This window comes from Colwellia sp. 12G3 (genome assembly GCF_002836775.1).
Taxonomy (GTDB): Bacteria; Pseudomonadota; Gammaproteobacteria; order Enterobacterales; family Alteromonadaceae; genus Colwellia.
Genome location: NZ_PJAQ01000017.1, coordinates 195837 through 214392, shown reverse-complemented (window position 1 = coordinate 214392; position 18556 = coordinate 195837). Strand labels below are relative to the sequence as shown.

Annotated in this window: 14 protein-coding genes and 1 tRNA gene; 13 read left to right on the top strand and 2 right to left on the bottom strand. The window is 38.7% G+C overall.

Features of this window, described 5'->3' with window-relative positions; all coding sequences use genetic code 11:
- Positions 1-23 precede the first annotated feature (23 nt).
- The 4 genes from carB to CXF71_RS06375 all read left to right on the top strand — a co-directional run bounded on the left by carB (position 24) and on the right by CXF71_RS06375 (position 5518).
- Positions 24-3239 carry a carbamoyl-phosphate synthase large subunit gene (carB, locus tag CXF71_RS06390; protein ID WP_101232125.1) on the top strand — a complete coding sequence of 1072 codons (3216 nt, stop codon included), beginning with the start codon at positions 24-26 and terminating at the stop codon, positions 3237-3239.
- A 166-nt stretch (positions 3240-3405) separates the two neighbouring features.
- The gene (gene greA / locus CXF71_RS06385) at positions 3406-3882 is read left to right on the top strand and encodes a transcription elongation factor GreA (RefSeq protein WP_101232124.1); all 477 of its coding nucleotides are present in this window, start codon (positions 3406-3408) and stop codon (positions 3880-3882) included.
- 552 nt (positions 3883-4434) lie between these two features.
- Complete coding sequence (locus CXF71_RS06380) at positions 4435-5280, top strand: SPFH domain-containing protein (RefSeq protein WP_101232123.1); 846 nt, start codon at positions 4435-4437, stop codon at positions 5278-5280.
- Positions 5281-5317: 37 nt separating this feature from the next.
- Positions 5318-5518 carry a hypothetical protein gene (locus CXF71_RS06375; protein ID WP_101232122.1) on the top strand — a complete coding sequence of 67 codons (201 nt, stop codon included), beginning with the start codon at positions 5318-5320 and terminating at the stop codon, positions 5516-5518.
- 113 nt (positions 5519-5631) lie between these two features.
- On the opposite strand, the gene yhbY is transcribed toward CXF71_RS06375, so the two are convergent.
- A complete protein-coding gene (gene yhbY / locus CXF71_RS06370; RefSeq protein WP_101232121.1) occupies positions 5632-5928 on the bottom strand; it encodes a ribosome assembly RNA-binding protein YhbY in 297 nt (98 codons plus the stop codon).
- Between the two features lie 112 nt (positions 5929-6040).
- Between yhbY and rlmE the strand changes: the two genes are divergently transcribed.
- The 7 genes from rlmE to CXF71_RS06335 all read left to right on the top strand — a co-directional run bounded on the left by rlmE (position 6041) and on the right by CXF71_RS06335 (position 12901).
- Complete coding sequence (rlmE, locus tag CXF71_RS06365; RefSeq protein WP_101232120.1) at positions 6041-6670, top strand: 23S rRNA (uridine(2552)-2'-O)-methyltransferase RlmE; 630 nt, start codon at positions 6041-6043, stop codon at positions 6668-6670.
- A gap of 147 nt (positions 6671-6817) precedes the next feature.
- Positions 6818-8809, top strand: a complete 1992-nt coding sequence (ftsH, locus tag CXF71_RS06360; RefSeq protein ID WP_101232119.1) for an ATP-dependent zinc metalloprotease FtsH — start codon at positions 6818-6820, stop codon at positions 8807-8809.
- A 100-nt stretch (positions 8810-8909) separates the two neighbouring features.
- Positions 8910-9755 (top strand): dihydropteroate synthase, encoded by an 846-nt coding sequence (folP, locus tag CXF71_RS06355; protein ID WP_101232118.1) that lies wholly within the window; start codon positions 8910-8912, stop codon positions 9753-9755.
- A 95-nt stretch (positions 9756-9850) separates the two neighbouring features.
- Positions 9851-11188 (top strand): phosphoglucosamine mutase, encoded by a 1338-nt coding sequence (gene glmM / locus CXF71_RS06350; protein WP_101232117.1) that lies wholly within the window; start codon positions 9851-9853, stop codon positions 11186-11188.
- Between the two features lie 264 nt (positions 11189-11452).
- A complete protein-coding gene (gene tpiA / locus CXF71_RS06345; protein ID WP_101232116.1) occupies positions 11453-12223 on the top strand; it encodes a triose-phosphate isomerase in 771 nt (256 codons plus the stop codon).
- 2 nt (positions 12224-12225) lie between these two features.
- A complete protein-coding gene (gene secG / locus CXF71_RS06340; RefSeq protein WP_101232115.1) occupies positions 12226-12630 on the top strand; it encodes a preprotein translocase subunit SecG in 405 nt (134 codons plus the stop codon).
- Between the two features lie 186 nt (positions 12631-12816).
- Positions 12817-12901: transfer RNA gene (locus CXF71_RS06335), tRNA-Leu, on the top strand.
- A gap of 798 nt (positions 12902-13699) precedes the next feature.
- Here CXF71_RS06335 and CXF71_RS06330 read toward each other — a convergent pair.
- Positions 13700-14485 carry a transporter substrate-binding domain-containing protein gene (locus CXF71_RS06330; RefSeq protein WP_157826703.1) on the bottom strand — a complete coding sequence of 262 codons (786 nt, stop codon included), beginning with the start codon at positions 14483-14485 and terminating at the stop codon, positions 13700-13702.
- Positions 14486-15266: 781 nt separating this feature from the next.
- On the opposite strand from CXF71_RS06330, the gene CXF71_RS06325 reads away from it, so the two are divergent.
- The gene (locus CXF71_RS06325) at positions 15267-16034 is read left to right on the top strand and encodes a TetR/AcrR family transcriptional regulator (RefSeq protein WP_101232113.1); all 768 of its coding nucleotides are present in this window, start codon (positions 15267-15269) and stop codon (positions 16032-16034) included.
- A 132-nt stretch (positions 16035-16166) separates the two neighbouring features.
- Positions 16167-18515 (top strand): efflux RND transporter permease subunit, encoded by a 2349-nt coding sequence (locus CXF71_RS06320; RefSeq protein ID WP_101232112.1) that lies wholly within the window; start codon positions 16167-16169, stop codon positions 18513-18515.
- Positions 18516-18556 lie beyond the last annotated feature (41 nt).

Below are 18556 nucleotides of genomic sequence, written 5' to 3'. Positions count from 1 at the left end.
CAGACAAGAAAAGAGAGAAAGTAATGGGAAAACGTACTGATATAAAAAGTATCTTGATCTTAGGTGCAGGTCCAATCGTTATTGGCCAAGCCTGTGAGTTTGATTATTCTGGCGCTCAAGCGTGTAAAGCACTTCGTGAAGAAGGTTATCGAGTTATTTTAGTTAACTCTAACCCTGCAACGATAATGACAGACCCTGATATGGCCGATGCGACTTATATCGAACCAATTCACTGGGAAGTTGTACGTAATATTATTGAAAAAGAACGTCCATGTGCTGTTCTACCTACAATGGGTGGTCAAACCGCATTAAACTGTGCTTTAGAACTTGAAGCCAAAGGCGTACTAAAAGAATTTAATGTTGAAATGATTGGCGCTACTGCCGATGCAATTGATAAAGCAGAAGATCGCTCTCGTTTTGACAAAGCAATGAAAGCAATTGGCCTTGATACGCCAAATGCTGAAATTGTACATACTATTGAAGAAGCACACGCAGCAAGTAAGATATTAGGTTTTCCTTGTATTATTCGGCCTTCATTTACTATGGGTGGCACTGGTGGCGGTATAGCATACAACATCGAAGAATTTGATGAAATTTGTACGCGTGGTTTAGACCTTTCTCCAACGTCAGAATTACTAATCGATGAATCATTAATCGGTTGGAAAGAATACGAAATGGAAGTGGTTCGCGACAAAAATGATAACTGTATCATTATTTGTACCATTGAAAACATCGACCCAATGGGTATTCATACCGGTGATTCAATTACAGTTGCACCAGCGCAAACCTTAACGGACAAAGAATATCAAATCATGCGTAACGCTTCTTTAGCGGTATTGCGTGAAATTGGTGTTGAAACAGGTGGTTCAAACGTACAGTTTGGTATTTGTCCAGATACTGGCCGTATGGTTATTATTGAAATGAACCCACGCGTATCTCGTTCATCAGCATTAGCGTCAAAAGCAACAGGTTTCCCTATTGCTAAAATCGCCGCTAAGTTAGCGGTAGGTTATACCTTAGATGAATTAAGTAATGATATCACTGGCGGTAAAACTCCAGCATCATTTGAGCCAACTATTGATTACGTTGTGACTAAGATCCCACGTTTTAACTTCGAAAAATTCGCTGGTTCTGAAGACAGATTAACCACGCAAATGAAGTCTGTTGGTGAAGTAATGGCTATTGGCCGTAACCAACAAGAATCTTTACAAAAAGCATTACGCGGCTTAGAAGTTGGCGTAAACGGTTTTGATTCGATTGTTGATGTGACTCAACCGGGTGCTAAAACTAAGATAATGCATGAGCTACAAGAAGCTGGCTGTGATCGTATTTGGTATATAGGTGATGCGTTCCGTTTAGGTTTGACTGTAGACGAAGTCTTCAATTTAACTAAAATTGATCGTTGGTTCCTAATACAAATTGAAGATATTATTTTAGAAGAAGCGAAAGTTGCTGAAGGTGGTTTAAAAGTATTAGCGCCTGAATATTTACGCAAACTTAAACGTAAAGGTTTTGCCGATTCTCGTTTAGCTGACCTTATTGGTGTATCTGAAGCTGAAGTACGTAAAAAACGTCATAACGCAGATATCTTCCCAGTGTACAAACGTGTTGATACGTGCGCTGCAGAGTTTAGCTCTGATACGGCTTATATGTATTCAACTTACGACGAAGAGTGTGAATCAAACCCGACTGACAAAGAATCAATTATGATTTTAGGTGGTGGCCCTAACCGTATTGGTCAAGGTATTGAATTTGATTACTGTTGTGTTCATGCTGCATTAGCACTTCGTGAAGATGGTTATGAAACTATCATGGTTAACTGTAACCCTGAAACTGTTTCTACCGATTACGATACGTCAGACCGTTTATACTTCGAATCAATTACCTTTGAAGATGTACTTGAGATTGTACGTATTGAAAAACCTAAAGGCGTTATCGTGCAATACGGTGGTCAAACACCACTTAAATTAGCTCGTGCTTTAGAAGCTGCTGGCGTACCAATTATTGGTACTTCTCCAGACGCGATTGACCGTGCAGAAGACAGAGAACGCTTCCAACAAGCAGTTGACCGTTTAGGTTTACTACAACCAGAAAATGCCACAGTAACTTCATTAGAAGAAGCCATGGCAAAAGCTGAAGGTATTGGCTTCCCTCTAGTTGTACGTCCATCTTATGTATTGGGTGGTCGCGCAATGGAAATCGTTTATGATTTAGATGATTTACGTCGTTACATGACTGAAGCGGTAAGTGTTTCTAATGACTCGCCAGTATTACTTGATCACTTCCTTGATGATGCGATTGAAGTAGACATTGACGTTGTCTGTGATGGCACAGACGTTGTTATTGGTGGCATTATGCAGCACATTGAACAAGCTGGCGTTCACTCAGGTGATAGCGCATGTTCATTACCAGCCTATAGCTTAAGCCAAGAAATCCAAGATGTTATGCGTAAGCAAGTAACAGATTTGGCCTTTGAACTAGGTGTTATTGGTTTAATGAATACGCAAATGGCTGTAAAAGACAATGAAGTTTATATCATTGAAGTTAACCCACGTGCAGCACGTACTATTCCGTTTGTTTCAAAAGCAACGTCAGTACCACTTGCTAAAGTAGGTGCTCGAGTAATGGCTGGTAAATCATTGAAAGAACAGGGCATTACTAAGGAAGTGATTCCGAAGTATTTCTCTGTTAAAGAAGTGGTTATTCCGTTTAACAAGTTCCATGGTAGTGATCCTTTAGTTGGCCCAGAAATGCGTTCAACAGGTGAAGTAATGGGCGTAGGTGACACCTTCGAAGAAGCTTATGCTAAAGCAAGCCTAGGTGCTGGCGTTTCGGTACCTAAAACTGGTCGAGCTTTAATTTCAGTACGTGATAGTGACAAAGTTCGCGTATTAGAACTAGCTAAAATCATGATTGATTTGGGTTATGATATTGATGCGACTCACGGCACTGAAGTCATTTTACGTGAAGCGGGCGTTCCGGTTCGACGTGTGAATAAAGTGCATGAAGGTCGTCCACATATTCTTGATAGAATCAAAAACAGCGAATACAGCTACATTATTAATACAACAGAAGGCCGCAAAGCCATTGAAGATTCTAAAGTATTACGTGGTGGTGCATTACGTTATAAAGTTGCTTATACTACGACATTAAATGCTGCATTTGCTACTTGTATGGCTCATGCTGCAGATGAAATGAGTACTGTTCGTACAGTGCAAGAGTTGCACAATACGTTGTAAATAATGCAATTAGCTTGCTAATTATCGTGTTAGCTTTGTTGGAAGTGCTCATTGACATTCGTCAACTCCGCGCTTCCGCCTCACTATCACGTCAATTAGCTTTGCTACTTACAGCTATTTGAATAAATAACTTATTCTTACCTAAAAGTATAGAAAGATAGAAATTATGATTAAATACCCAATGACCCTTCGTGGTTCTGATCTATTACATGAAGAGCTTAAAGTTTTAAAAACAGAAAAGCGTCCACGTATTGTAAAAGACATTGCGACAGCACGTGAGCATGGCGATTTAAAAGAAAATGCTGAATACCATGCAGCAAAGGAAGAGCAAGGCTTTTGTGAAGGTCGTATTCAAGATATTGAAGGTCGTTTATGTAACGCGCAAGTGATTGACGTAACGACAATCCCTAACCATGGTAAAGTTATTTTTGGTACCACGGTTACCTTATTAAACCTTGATACTGAAGTTGAAGTGACCTATCAAATTGTCGGCGATGATGAAGCTGACTTTAAAACAGGTCGTATTTCAGTTAACTCACCGATTGCACGTGGGTTAATCGGCAAAGAAGTTGATAGCGAAATTGAAATAACTATTCCTGGTGGCGTGGTTGAATATGAAATTATTGCTGTTGAGCATATCTAATAGATTGTTTTAGACTGTGAGTAGAGTATTTTATACAGCTCTAGCTGTTTAGATAAAAGGTCGAAAACGTCATGTTTTCGGCCTTTTTTGTGAGCGTTAATTTATACCAATATCACTAATTAAGTGATCATTTTTGATGGTTAAAATAAATAATAACAGCGTTATAAATTTCATCAGTAGAATAACTACTTAGTAAAATTTATGCCTTGTTCTTATCCATTTTTCCTCACCAAAAAGTAGATCACTTATTTAATGAAACTGATATTACTGTAAGCAATCATTAAATATTTTATACCAATCCCATTAAGTTATTGCCACTGGTACGGGTTAAAACACTCAAAGCCCACGTTACACTCAATTCCAATAGCTCATTATTGCTCAATCAAGCGTCTATCCTTGAATTGTTTTTTCTGCGCACAACAAGGTCACAAACTTAATGGAATTGGTCTCAATATTAAGGTCAAAATAATTAGCCTTGCAAAAAAACAAAATCAATAGTACTCTTTTGTGATATCAAAGTGATATCACTTTAATTCATACCAAGGAACTAATATGAACGAGAATATAGGTTTTTCAATCAGTGGATATGGCGTTTTTGCTGTCTTGCTAGCTGCAGCAGCATTTATTGTTAACCAAGCTGCCATAGGTAATATCGAAATAGTTACCGTAGTAGTATTTATAGTTACCTTAGCGGCGCTTCCCGGATTTTTTATGGTGCAACCAAACCAAGCGAAAGTAATGACTTTCTTTGGTAGCTATGTTGGCTCGGTAAAGGCATGCGGTTTACGTTGGACTATTCCGCTGTTTATGCGTAAGAGTATTTCATTGCGTATACGAAACTTTGAATCCAATCAAATGAAAGTCAATGATAATCATGGTAATCCAATTGAAATTGCCACTGTTGTTGTATGGTCGGTAGATGATACTGCAGAGGCTTCTTTTGAAGTGGACGATTATATCAGTTTTGTAACTATTCAAAGTGAATCGGCTTTACGTAATATGGCGATTAGTTATCCTTATGATCAACATGAAGGTGATGAAATTGCGTTACGTAGTCATCCACAAGAAGTCTCAGAAGCATTAAAGATAGAAATACAGCAACGATTAGGTAAAGCGGGCGTTAGAGTACACGAAGCACGTATTAGTCATCTAGCTTACGCACCAGAAATCGCGAATGCGATGCTGCAAAGACAACAAGCCTCAGCCATTATTGCCGCACGAAGACTGATCGTTGATGGCGCTGTGGGTATGGTTGAAATGGCATTAGCTCAGTTGTCAGAGAAGGGAATTGTTGAGCTTGATGAAGAACGTAAAGCTGCCATGGTCAGTAATTTACTGGTGGTATTATGCAGCGACAAAAGTACCCAGCCGGTAGTCAATACGGGCAGTTTATATTAATTGTTTAGAAAACTTTTAGGTATTAATAGGAAATATGATGGTAGCTAAAAAAAGCTTCCCACTTAGAATTAACCCTGATGTTTTAGCGGCGATGCAGCGATGGTCTGATGATGAGCTGCGCAGCGTTAACGCTCAAATTGAATATGTGTTAAGAAAGGCTTTGGTTGATTCAGGCCGAGTAAAACTGATTCAAAAAGTGGTAACTATTGTTGAAGAGGGTGATGCTGTAAAGAAATAAATAATACTCAATCAAAAATCAAAAATCAAAAATAAAAAATGACAGTAATTACTGTCATTTTTTTTAACTATTTATCTATATCAGGCAAAGCAAAAGCAAAAGCCAAAGTACATTTAAACTTTAGGGATTCTAATTTTCTTTTCTGCACTTTCACGGTAAATCACTAATGTCTTACCAATCACTTGTACTTGAGTAGATTTGGTTTCACGACAAATCGCTTCTACGATTAACGCTTTAGTTTCTTTATCATCTGTAGGGATTTTTACTTTGATTAGCTCATGGTGGTTTAATGCGTAATCAATCTCAGCTACAACCGCTTCTGTTAAGCCATTATTACCAAGTAAAACCACTGGTTTTAGAGCGTGTGCTACGCCTCTAAGGTGTTGAATTTGTTTTTTGTTTAAGCTCATTACTAAATTTCGTTATCTGTTGCCTTGAATTACGGCCATTTTACCCTTATCTAGTGAGTAATACTAATAGTTAAATAACTTAACGCGTTTAAAGTTATGTGAGTAGGAAAAAATGGCGAATAAAAAACACAAAGCAAGTAGTCAACGTTGGTTAGATGAGCACTTTGACGATGAATACGTAAAAAAGGCGCAACGATTAGGTTTGCGTTCACGCGCTGTTTTTAAGCTTGAAGAAATCAATATTAAAGATCGATTGATTAAACCAGGTATGAAAGTTGTCGATTTAGGTGCGGCACCTGGAGGCTGGTCGGAATATGCTGTTAAAGTTGTCGGTGATAAAGGACAGGTTGTTGCGTGTGATATTTTACCGATGGACGCCATTGTCGGTGTAGACTTCCTCGAAGGCGACTTTCGTGAAGAAGAAGTACTTGATGCTTTGTTAACACGCATTGATGGAAAAAATATTGACGTGGTCATGTCCGACATGGCGGCAAACATGACCGGTAATGAAAGTGCTGACTCAGCGCGTAGTATGTATTTAGTCGAATTAGCGCTAGAAATGTGCAGCCAAGTATTAAAGCCTAATGGTTCGTTTGTGGTAAAAGTATTCCAAGGCGCTGGTTTTGAACAGTATATGAAAGCTACCCGTGAAGTCTTTAAAGCGGTAAAAACACGTAAACCAGAATCATCCAGAGCACGTTCAAGAGAAGTTTACTTAGTTGCTACTGGCTATAAAGGTTAAGAGCATTTCATAGGGTAAGTTGTAACTAGTTGTTACTGCCGACTAAAGTTAAATGGCGACTAGCCTTGAATTGTAGTAAATTAGGCACAATAGACTAGAATAGATTTATTCTTATAAATATATTAAATTCCAAAAGAGGTCACTAAGTTGAGCGATATGGCAAAAAATCTTATTTTATGGTTAGTAATTGCAGTTGTTTTGATGAGTGTATTTCAGAGCTTTTCTCCTGATACTTCAAAAGATCAAGCAATGGACTATACCCGCTTCATCCAGGATGTGCGTCAAGGACAAATTCGAGATGCGAATGTCGATAGAAATGGCGTAATCACTGGTGAAAAACGTAGTGGTGAAGCATATAAAACTGTTATCCCTGGTGGCTATGATCGCGATTTAATTAACGATCTTGTTAAGCAAGGCGTACGTGCCCAAGGTAAATTACCTGAAGAAACAAGCTTCTTAACAACTATTTTCGTTTCATGGTTCCCTATGATTCTGCTTATTGGTGTATGGATTTTCTTCATGCGTCAAATGCAAGGTGGTGGTGGTAAAGGTGCCATGTCTTTTGGTAAATCAAAAGCACGTCAACTTAGCGAAGAACAAATCAAAACAACTTTTGCCGATGTGGCTGGTTGTGATGAAGCTAAAGAAGATGTTGCAGAATTAGTTGATTACTTACGTGAACCTAGTCGCTTTCAAAAATTGGGTGGACGTATTCCATCAGGTATTTTACTTGTCGGCCAACCTGGTACAGGTAAAACGCTATTAGCTAAAGCGATTGCTGGTGAAGCGAAAGTACCATTCTTTACTATATCTGGTTCTGATTTTGTTGAAATGTTTGTTGGTGTTGGTGCATCTCGTGTACGTGACATGTTCGAGCAAGCTAAAAAAGCGGCTCCTTGTATTATCTTCATCGATGAAATTGATGCAGTAGGTCGCCAACGTGGCGCAGGTATGGGTGGTGGACATGATGAACGTGAACAAACATTAAACCAAATGTTAGTAGAAATGGATGGTTTTGAAGGTAATGAAGGCGTAATTGTTATTGCCGCGACTAACCGTCCTGACGTATTAGACCCAGCCTTACTTCGTCCAGGTCGTTTTGACCGTCAAGTAACTGTTGGTTTACCTGATATTCGCGGTCGTGAACAAATCCTTAAAGTACATATGCGTAAAGTACCGTTAGGAGATGATGTAAAAGCTGAAGTTATTGCTCGTGGTACTCCTGGCTTCTCAGGTGCTGATCTAGCTAACTTAGTGAACGAAGCGGCTTTATGTGCTGCGCGTACTGCACGTCGTGTAGTAAGCATGAAAGAATTTGATGCAGCTAAAGATAAAATAATGATGGGCTCAGAACGCAAGTCAATGGTAATGAGTGACTCAGAAAGAGAAATGACTGCTTATCATGAAGCGGGTCACGCAATTATTGGTCGTTTAGTGCCAGATCATGACCCTGTTTATAAAGTAAGTATTATTCCTCGTGGCCGTGCCCTTGGTGTGACTATGTACTTACCAGAGCAAGATCGATTCAGTCATTCTAAACAGCATTTAGAAAGTAATATTTCTTCTTTATATGGCGGTCGTGTTGCTGAAGACGTTATTTACGGTAGTGATAAAGTATCTACCGGTGCTTCAAATGACATTGAACGTGCAACTAATATTGCGCGTAAAATGGTAACTCAATGGGGCTTATCTGAAAAAATGGGTCCTATGTTGTTCGCTGAAGAAGAAGGTGAAGTATTCTTAGGTCGCACTTCTTCTAAGTCATTACACATGTCTGATGAAACAGCTAAACTTATTGATGAAGAAATAAAAGCAGTAGTTAATCGTAACTATCAACGTGCAGAAAACTTAATCAAAGAAAACATGGATGTTTTACACGCCATGAAAGATTGTTTGATGAAGTATGAAACAATTGATGCTTTGCAAATTGATGACTTAATGGCTAGAAAGACTGTTCGTCCACCAGCCGGATGGGAAGACAAAGAGAGTTCAAATTCTAGCTCTGATAACGGCAAAGGTGATAAAGCTGCAGATGTTGAAGTGGCAAGTAAAGATACTGAACAAGATAATGAAACTAAAAAGTCGAGTGAAGTAACACCTGATACGACTAAGCCAAGCGGCGATACTCCTTCAAGTTAATAAGCTTTGTATAAATAGTAAAACCTCGATGTTTATGTTAAATATCGAGGTTTTTTCTTATATAGATATTGAACATTGAAAGCACACTAAAGATTAAGTAATGACTCTAAATAAATTATCATCAAGCAGCCAAAGCAGCCAAAGCAGCACAAGTTCGCCACAAGTGATGGGTATTCTAAATGTAACCCCTGACTCGTTCTCGGATGGTGGAAAGTTTGCCACATTCGATAAAGCGTTAGCTCAAGTTGAACAAATGATACTCGACGGAGCTGATATTATCGACATCGGTGGAGAGTCTACCCGCCCAGGAGCCGTTGATGTTAGCGAAGAAGATGAGTTAGCACGTGTTATTCCATTACTTAAAGCGATAAAATTAAATTTTGATATCAAGGTATCAATCGATACCAGTAAAGCTGAAGTAATGTCACAAGCAATCGCCCATGGTGCAGACATTATTAATGATGTAAGAGCATTACAGAACGAAGGATGTTTAGCTGTATTAGCACAAAGTGATGTACCAGTCTGTTTAATGCATATGCAAGGCTTACCGCGTTCAATGCAGAATAACCCTCAATATAATGAGGTAATTGCTGATATCAAGCAGTTTTTCATTGATCGTATCAGTGTTTGTGAACAAGCAGGTATTAAGCGAGAGCGTCTGATTTTAGATCCCGGTTTTGGTTTTGGTAAAACCCTAGAGCAAAACTATCAGCTACTTGCCCAATTGAGCCAGTTTAATGACTTAGGTTTACCCTTGTTATCGGGAACATCAAGGAAATCAATGATAGGTAACTTATTAGCGTGTAATGTTGATGAACGTCTTGCAGGTAGCATTACTACCGCTATAATAGCCGCACAGCAAAAGGCGAGTATAATTCGAGTACATGATATTAAAGAAACTGTCGACGCCTTAAAAGTATTATCCATGACAGCTAAATATCAATAACAAACAGTAAGCGTAAACATAATCAATGTTAGTAAAACTAACAAACCTAGCAGTTACTCAATGCTGCTATAGAATAAAATATATAAGGAAAATATATGTCAGACCGTAAATATTTTGGTACCGATGGTATCCGTGGTTTAGTTGGGCAATACCCAATAACACCAGAATTCGTAATGAAGCTAGGTTATGCTGCAGGTAAAGTACTAGCAGGGCAAGGCACTAAAAAGGTACTTATCGGTAAAGATACCCGTATTTCAGGTTATATGCTTGAATCAGCACTTGAAGCTGGTTTTTCAGCTGCAGGTATCGATGTAGGGCTTCTTGGACCTATGCCAACGCCAGGTATTGCCTACCTTACTAAAACATTCAGAGCCGAAGCCGGCATTGTTATTAGTGCATCACATAACCCTTTTTATGACAATGGCATCAAATTTTTCTCAAGTACAGGTGAAAAACTACCTGATGCGGTTGAATTAGCTATTGAAGCTGAATTAGACAAACCAATGGGATGTGTTGAATCTGCAAAATTAGGTAAAGCAACTCGCATCAACGATGCTGCTGGCCGTTATATTGAGTTTTGTAAAAGTAACTTTCCTAGCCGAAAATCTTTAAAAGATTTAACCATAGTGGTTGATTGTGCCCATGGTGCAACCTACCACATAGCGCCCAATGTGTTCCGTGAATTAGGTGCAACCGTTATCGAAATCGGTACTTCACCTAATGGTACCAATATCAATGATGGTTGTGGTGCAACATCGATGGATGCAATCAGTAAAGCCGTTGTTGAACATAACGCTGACTTAGGTATTGCTCTTGATGGTGATGGCGACCGTATTATGATGGTTGACCATACTGGTTATGTTATTGATGGTGATGAAATTATCTATATCATCGCGGGTAACGACTTAAAATCAGGTCGTAAAGAAGGTGGTGTTGTAGGCACCTTAATGAGCAATATGGGCTTAGAATTAGCCTTGCAAGAGTTAGATATCGAGTTTACCCGCAGTAAAGTTGGTGATCGTCATGTCATGGAGTTATTAAAAGTAAAAGGGTGGCAACTTGGTGCAGAAAACTCAGGTCATGTCATTAACCTGAATCACACCTCTACAGGTGACGGCATCATTGCTGCACTTAATGTATTAACAGCAGTAATTAAACAGAAAAAATCATTACATGAATTACGCCAAGGTATTACCATGCTACCGCAACTTCTAGTCAATGTTCGTTTCTCGGGCGTAAAAAACCCATTAAAAGATCCGACAGTACTTGCCTCGGTTGATGAAGTTAATGAAACGCTAACCGGTCGTGGCCGAGTATTGTTACGTAAATCAGGTACCGAGCCACTTATACGGGTCATGGTTGAAGGTCCGGACATGGATGAGGTCACATTATTAGCTCACAAAATTGCCGATTTAGTGAAACTCGTTAAATAATAATTGCTATTAATCACAATGAATAATAGCGACTCTTTTAAGGTTGTAATTCAAATAGCCTGAATAGAGTAGAGCGTAAATTAATAACTATTTTGTGCTAAATGCCGCGAAAAGTATAAAAAATCTGCAACCAGTAAAAGATATGTGTTAAATACTTGTATCTTTTGCGCAGGTTAGTTACTATCTCGCGGCTTCATTTTAGCAATGGCCTCAATTAATCATTAACTGAAGTCATAAGATAACAACCTAGGCTAAGAGGTATAAATGACTAGACAAGCAATTGTAGCCGCAAATTGGAAGATGAACGGTGACTCAGCCCTAGTTGATACTATGGTTTCAGGATTGGCAGATGTTAAACTATCATCACACGTTGATGTTGTTATTTGCCCAAGCTTTCCCTATTTATCTGAGCTTAATCAGAAAATAAAAGCAGCTAAGTTAAATGAAGCAATTCATGTTGGATCGCAAAATGTGAGTGAACATGAAAGTGGAGCCTACACAGGTGAAATATCCACAACTATGTTGCAAAACCTAGCGATTAACTATGTAATAGTCGGTCACTCTGAACGTAGAAGTATCTATAAAGAAACCTCTACCCAAGTTGCTAAAAAAGTTCATGCAGCATTAAATGCTGGCTTAACACCAATTTTATGTATTGGTGAAAGCGAAGCAGAACGAGCAACCGGAGAAACAGAAACTGTGTTATCAGCACAGATTCAGCCAGTTATCGATGAAATTGGCATAGAGAATTTTACTGATGTTGTTATTGCTTATGAACCCGTTTGGGCCATAGGAACAGGAAAAACAGCATCAAGTGCGATGGCACAAGAAACACATCAATTTATTCGTCAATTTTTAGCTCAACAGAGCGAGCAAGTGTCGGATATAATACCATTACTCTACGGTGGCAGCGTTAACGCAGCTAACTGTGAAGAATTATTCGCACAACCTGATATAGACGGTGGTCTTATTGGCGGTGCTAGTTTACAAGCTGAACAATTTAAAATTATTTGTTCCGCAGCGAAAGGAAAATAGAAATGTTGTATCAAGTATTAATTATCGTATACGTACTTATTGCTTTAGCCCTAATTGGCTTAGTGTTAATTCAGCAAGGTAAAGGCGCAGACATGGGTGCCTCTTTTGGTGCGGGTTCTTCTGCAACTGTTTTCGGTTCAGGTGGTTCTGGTAACTTCCTAACATCGGCGACAACGTATTTAGCGGTAGGATTCTTTGTTATCAGCTTAATCTTAGGTAACTTAACTGCCAACAAGACTAAGTCTGTTGATGAGTGGAATAACCTAGCAGTTCCTGCAGAGCAAGCAGTTGATGCTATTCCAAGTGAAAGTCTTGAAGCAACTACATTACCTGCTGTTCAAAACAGTGATGTACCTGCATCAGACGAACCTGCTAAGAAAGAAGATAGCAGCAACGTTCCAGATTAATTTAGCTAAGCCTCAACTTAGTTAATATATAAAAAGTTAAAATTACAAATTGAGTTTTGCGCGGATGTGGCGGAATTGGTAGACGCGCCAGCTTGAGGGGACTGCGGGTCTAAAAGTTAAGTGTTCTTATTTACCTCAAAATGAGCAAGTTAACTTAGTAAAACAGATAGTATAGTTTAGTATTGCGCGGTTGTGGCGGAATTGGTAGACGCGTTAGCTTGAGGGGCTAATGATTTAGGTCGTGGGGGTTCAAGTCCCCCCAACCGCACCACTAAACTTATACAAATAGACATTTAAAGGCCGATTCGTGATGAATCGGCCTTTTTTCGTTTGGTTGCTAATTGGTTGCTAATTGGTTGCTAATTATTCCTGAGAAGGTTGGCGAACTCTGTAGTTATTTTCCTGAAATTTATATTATGTCTGTCTTGAAGTTGGATAAATTTTATACCTTTGATCTGATATGACACTCAATTGTTCGACTTTCAAATATCCACCAAACCATCAAATTAATGTACTTAAGTTAAATAATGCATACTGATTGTTAATATTCTGCAAAGTGTCTAAGAATCGCTGTTTAGAGTGTTCTGATGGGGAATGATTTAGTTAGCTGTTGGTATTATTAAACATGATAACTTTGTGCGCTTAGTTGACGTTAGCTACTGGCTGTTGTTTAGGTTAAAATATAGCCATAAGCAGACATTAAGCCGTTGCAGATTCAGGAGCATATTTAAGGTAATATTAGCCAAGATTTTCTACTCACTTGTGGGGCTGGTTTAAGCTAATTGTTGCCGTTGGCATTCCATCACTTGATGTAAACGGTGCCTATAGTAATCATGAACATGTGGTTGATAGGTTCTTATGATGTCTCAATGACAAGAACTTCCCTCTAAACTGACATTAGCTAACACGTTTTTCCATATCTTAATTAGCTTTAAAATCTATCCGTTGACGTGCTAGAAGTTCTTGGCTAGCACGTTACTTCCCTAAACTACCTCCCAATGCGATATGGCTGAAATTGTCTGGTCAAGTAGCTTTTACGTCCAGCTAACTTCAGGCAATTGACAATGGCTCATTGATACGAGAGGTACAACTTCCTGAACCAGTCAGTTTTACGATTTTCTGCTGATCTGTCCCAAAAACATTCAACCTGCTCCTGGTGGGTTGCATAGAATTTTTTTGAAAACATCACATATCCAACCTTTAACTGAACTGGCGTTTTAACCTTCATAATGATGGCGGCAAGTGCCGGAGTATTGTCTAATAAGCTGTCAAAACTTTTATCTATCCCGACGGCCACATCTGCACGGTGGTAAGCAACCATTTTTAGCATCGATAAATAATTTACATTTTCCTGAATTTTCGCGCCGCGTTTTTTAAGTTCAGGTATTATTGATGCAGCCCTTTCTACTACAACATTGCGGTTGGTAAGATCAGCCCGCTCCACCAATTTCTTGTCATCCGAATTTCTTAAAGTATAAGCGTAATAACCATATTTTATTGATGCACGTTTCTCGTCTAATATGCCATCAATTCGAGGGTAAACCCCATACTTTTCACGAATTTCCATGTGGTTGCTGTTAAATGTTGCGTCTATCTTACCTTGTTCAAGTAGCAATAGGCCCCGAACCCAGGGGACAAATTGAAACCGGAGTTCCATATTACACTCCAGCGCCGCACGACGGGAAAGTTCAATAAACCACCCCGGTCTCCCTTCGTTGGTTAGAACGTTTTTGGTCTTTACTCTGTCGTTTGATTTTACAACAGTGGCAATTTCAACCTTGGTCAAACTATAGGAATAAGCAACTGTAGAGGACAATAAATAAACCATGATGGCTGCTACTGCATATTTAATCACTTTTCTTACCCATTGTGATACCTTTCTATTACTGAACAAACAAAAGACTAATAAAACTGATTCTGATAACTACATTTACCTTGTTCAGTTCAAGTGTAGACGACTACACCTACAACGAATTATGAGTAATGTCCGTTAATCAGGACAAAGATAACGCTCAGTATCCCCACCAAGGGAACATTAGCACTAACAAATATTAATACCAGAGTATAAGTAGAATAAATGTCATTTTTTTGTAATATATGAAATATTCTTTAGCCCATATTTTAGATATTTACTCTTCTTCATCGCTATGAGGGAGCGAAAGCCGAAAGTCAGGAATTTCTTGCCTACAGCTATACTGTTTTCTAAAATCCCGGATAAAAACAAGTGCATTCCGCTGTTGTGCAAACCAATTCTGAATATTACTTTTTTTATTCAAAATGTGGGGAACGTCCGCTTTCGTATCTTTGCTGACTGTTTCAAGGTCGATTTTTCATTAATAAAACCGTCCGCTTTGTGGTAATAGTGATCATAAACCGACTACCCCAAGCAGTTTGATTTTTGGCACTAATCCTAAGCTAGTGCCAATGTTTCCTTAGTGGTAAAAATTGACTCCCAGACCCAAATTCATAGTTTGTAGTTCAGAAAAAGCTTTTACAAAAATCACTCGTGACACATATTATGTGGATGAAAGAAAATTCACAGTACATTTGAGTTACAAAATCGTTGACAATAATTACATCGGGGGTATGATGACGAAACGTCAGTGACGATTCGTCACATTTTAAAAGTAGATATTATGACACCACCTAAGTTACTCGATGAAACAGCACTTAAAGAAAGGGAGTTGTTAATAATCAACTCTGCTGTGTTGCTTATTCAGCAAAATGGTATTGAAAACCTCACCATGGATAAAGTGGTCGCTCAAGTACCGTTTTCAAAAGGCACTGTCTATAAACACTTTATTGGTAAAGAAGATTTATTGTTGGCGATCAGTAATTATTCTATGGAACTGCTCGCAAATCTCTTTTATCGCACATATCAGTTTAAAGGTTGTGCTCGGTCACGCATGTTACTGTTAAATTTCTCATACCTCATTTATGCAATGTTATACCCCGCACTTTTTCAAACGGTTCTATGTGCTAAATCACCCAATGTGGTTGGTAAATCGAGTGAAAAGCATATCAATGAAAATGAACGGCTAGAAATTAAGTTGATGACCTCTATTCATGGCATCGTAGAAGACGGCCTAAACGATAACAGCCTAGCACTTCCAAATAATATGGATGTACAGCAATTATGTTTTAGTAATTGGTCTATGGCATATGGTGCTATTACCTTGCTTTCAGGTGAAGTAGAACAGTGTAGCGGTAGAACAAGTTTAATTGTTGAACGTGAGCTTTTTAACCTAAGCAATCTGTTATTTGATGGCATGGGCTGGAAACCTTTAACTAAAGACCTAAGCCATTGTGCTGAATTACAACTCGCTTTAGCAGAATTATTTCCGCAAGAGTTAGCGCAAATTAAAGCAAAAGGGCGTGAGCTGAACTTTGGTAGTTTTAGTTAGCCTCTTTTTAATAAACCAGATAATAAAAATGTGCGGTCATTAACCGCATTTTTTTGATAGACAAGGTGACGATTCGTCACCTAAAAGACTCTTCATTAATGAAGAAAAATTTATACTATAAGGAGCTTAACAATGAGAGACAAACTCTATAATTTTGTCGGCAATAATCCATTTTGGGTGATACTAGTTTGTATTACATTCGCCATGGTAGCTGGTATGGGAGCACAAAAGTTAGAATTTAAAAATGACTACCGAGTGTTCTTTAGTGAAGAAAATCCGCAATTAACCGCTTTTGAGTCGATGCAAAAAGTCTATGCCAAAAGTGATAATGTTTCGTTTGTCGTCGTACCAAAAGGTGGCAATGTTTTTACCGCAGAGCATTTAGCCGCGTTAAAAGTATTAACCAAAGAAAGTTGGCAGGTGCCTTATTCAACACGTGTTGATTCAGTGACTAACTTTCAATACACCTATGCTGAAGAAGATGACATGATCGTTGAAGATCTCGTCATGTCTACTAAGAATTTAACCAGCGATAAGCTTGATAAAATTAAACAGATTGCGATTAGCGAGCCTTTACTCGTTAATAAAATCATCTCTAAAACAGGGCATGTTTCTGTTGTTAACGTTACGGTGCAATTACCGGGTATTGACCCGATGGCAGAAACGCCACAAGTTGCCACGAGTGTCCGTGCTATTCAGGCACAATTTTTAGCTGAGCACCCAGACGTTGAAGTATATCTATCGGGCATGATCATGATGAATACATCATTTGGTGAGGCTTCAATTAGTGATGGTTCAACACTTATTCCACTGATGTTTCTTGTGGTTATTGTGACTATTGGTTTATTACTAAGAACCATTACCGGTACTATCTCTACGGTACTTATAATCATTATGAGTATTGTTACTACCATGGGACTAGCTGGTTGGTTAGGCTTTTATCTAACAGGACCTTCATCATCAGCGCCAACGATGATAATGACCTTAGCGGTAGCGGATTGTATTCATATATTAACTTCAATGTTTTATGAAATGCGTCAAGGCGCGGATAAACGTACCGCTATTGTTCGTAGTATCAAAATCAATTTACAACCTATATTTTTGACCAGTATTACCACCGCAATTGGCTTTTTGAGCATGAATTTTTCTGACTCTCCACCGTTTAGAGATTTAGGTAATTTAGTGGCTATTGGTGTGATGCTAGCGTTTGTATTTTCTATTACTATTTTCCCAGCATTGTTAACGGTTTTACCGGTGCGAGTGAAAAAGCAATCTGAACATAAGAAAGATATTATGGCTAAGTTGGCAGACTTTGTTATTGCCAAACGTAAAGCCTTACTGCCTTTAACTAGCGTGTTAATTATTGCTTCAGTAATGTTTATTCCTAACAATGAACTCAATGATGATTTTGTTAAATATTTTGATGAAACTGTGCCATATCGCGCAGCAACGGATTATATGCAAGAAAACTTATCGGGCATGATGGTTGTTGAGATCTCAGTAAAAACGGGTCAATCCAGTGGTATTAACAACCCTAAGTACCTAAATAGTGTCAGTGACTTTAGTGATTGGTTACGTGCTCGCCCTGAAACGGATCATGTCAATACGATTACTGATACGTTAAAGCGCTTGAATAAGAATATGCACGGTGATGATCCTAGTTGGTATAAATTGCCAGACAGCCAGGAAATGTCAGCGCAATACTTATTACTATATGAAATGTCATTACCTTATGGTTTGGATTTAAATAACCAATTAGACGTTGATAAATCTTCATCAAGAATTGTCGCGACCTTTAAAAACATGACCAGTAATGAGCTGATTAATGTTGAAGAAGACATGATTGAATGGTTTGCCGAACACGCACCACAGTACGAAGTTGATTTTGCTAGCCCAAGCTTAATGTTTGCCCATATAGGTCAACGTAATATTATTAGCATGCTTATTGGCACAACACTGGCGCTTATCTTGATTTCTATCTTGTTAGGTGTCGCGTTAAAAAGTTGGCGTTTTGGACTGATCAGTTTATTACCAAATTTAGCACCCGCAGCTATTGCCTTTGGTCTTTGGGGATTATTAAGCGCGCAAGTTGGTTTAGGGCTGTCTGTTGTTATTGGTATGACTTTAGGCATTGTTGTTGACGATACGGTGCACTTTTTAAGTAAGTATCTTCATGCGAGACGTGATAAAAATGCCAGCGCGAAAGAAGCGGTACATTATGCTTTTGATAATGTCGGACGAGCACTTTGGATAACCACCTTTGTATTGGTAGCAGGCTTTACGGTATTGGCACAATCATCATTTAAAATGAATGCAGATATGGGCTTCTTAACGGCACTTACCATCTTTATCGCACTTGTGGTTGACTTCTTATTCTTACCACCGTTACTTATTTTACTTGATAAAAGCAAAAATAAAGCGAGCGAAAGTTCAGCTGTTGCGGTTGATGCACCTATTAAAAAAGCGATTGAAGCGGTTTAATTCTTCGCCACCGAACACATCAGCTCATTTGATGTATTTAT

Coding starts and splice junctions, on each gene's coding strand:
- carB (WP_101232125.1), top strand. CDS start 24: ATGGGAAAACGTACTGATATAAAAAGTATCTTGATCTTAGGTGCAGGT.
- greA (WP_101232124.1), top strand. CDS start 3,406: ATGATTAAATACCCAATGACCCTTCGTGGTTCTGATCTATTACATGAA.
- CXF71_RS06380 (WP_101232123.1), top strand. CDS start 4,435: ATGAACGAGAATATAGGTTTTTCAATCAGTGGATATGGCGTTTTTGCT.
- CXF71_RS06375 (WP_101232122.1), top strand. CDS start 5,318: ATGGTAGCTAAAAAAAGCTTCCCACTTAGAATTAACCCTGATGTTTTA.
- yhbY (WP_101232121.1), bottom strand. CDS start 5,928: ATGAGCTTAAACAAAAAACAAATTCAACACCTTAGAGGCGTAGCACAC.
- rlmE (WP_101232120.1), top strand. CDS start 6,041: ATGGCGAATAAAAAACACAAAGCAAGTAGTCAACGTTGGTTAGATGAG.
- folP (WP_101232118.1), top strand. CDS start 8,910: ATGACTCTAAATAAATTATCATCAAGCAGCCAAAGCAGCCAAAGCAGC.
- glmM (WP_101232117.1), top strand. CDS start 9,851: ATGTCAGACCGTAAATATTTTGGTACCGATGGTATCCGTGGTTTAGTT.
- tpiA (WP_101232116.1), top strand. CDS start 11,453: ATGACTAGACAAGCAATTGTAGCCGCAAATTGGAAGATGAACGGTGAC.
- secG (WP_101232115.1), top strand. CDS start 12,226: ATGTTGTATCAAGTATTAATTATCGTATACGTACTTATTGCTTTAGCC.
- CXF71_RS06325 (WP_101232113.1), top strand. CDS start 15,267: ATGACACCACCTAAGTTACTCGATGAAACAGCACTTAAAGAAAGGGAG.
- CXF71_RS06320 (WP_101232112.1), top strand. CDS start 16,167: ATGAGAGACAAACTCTATAATTTTGTCGGCAATAATCCATTTTGGGTG.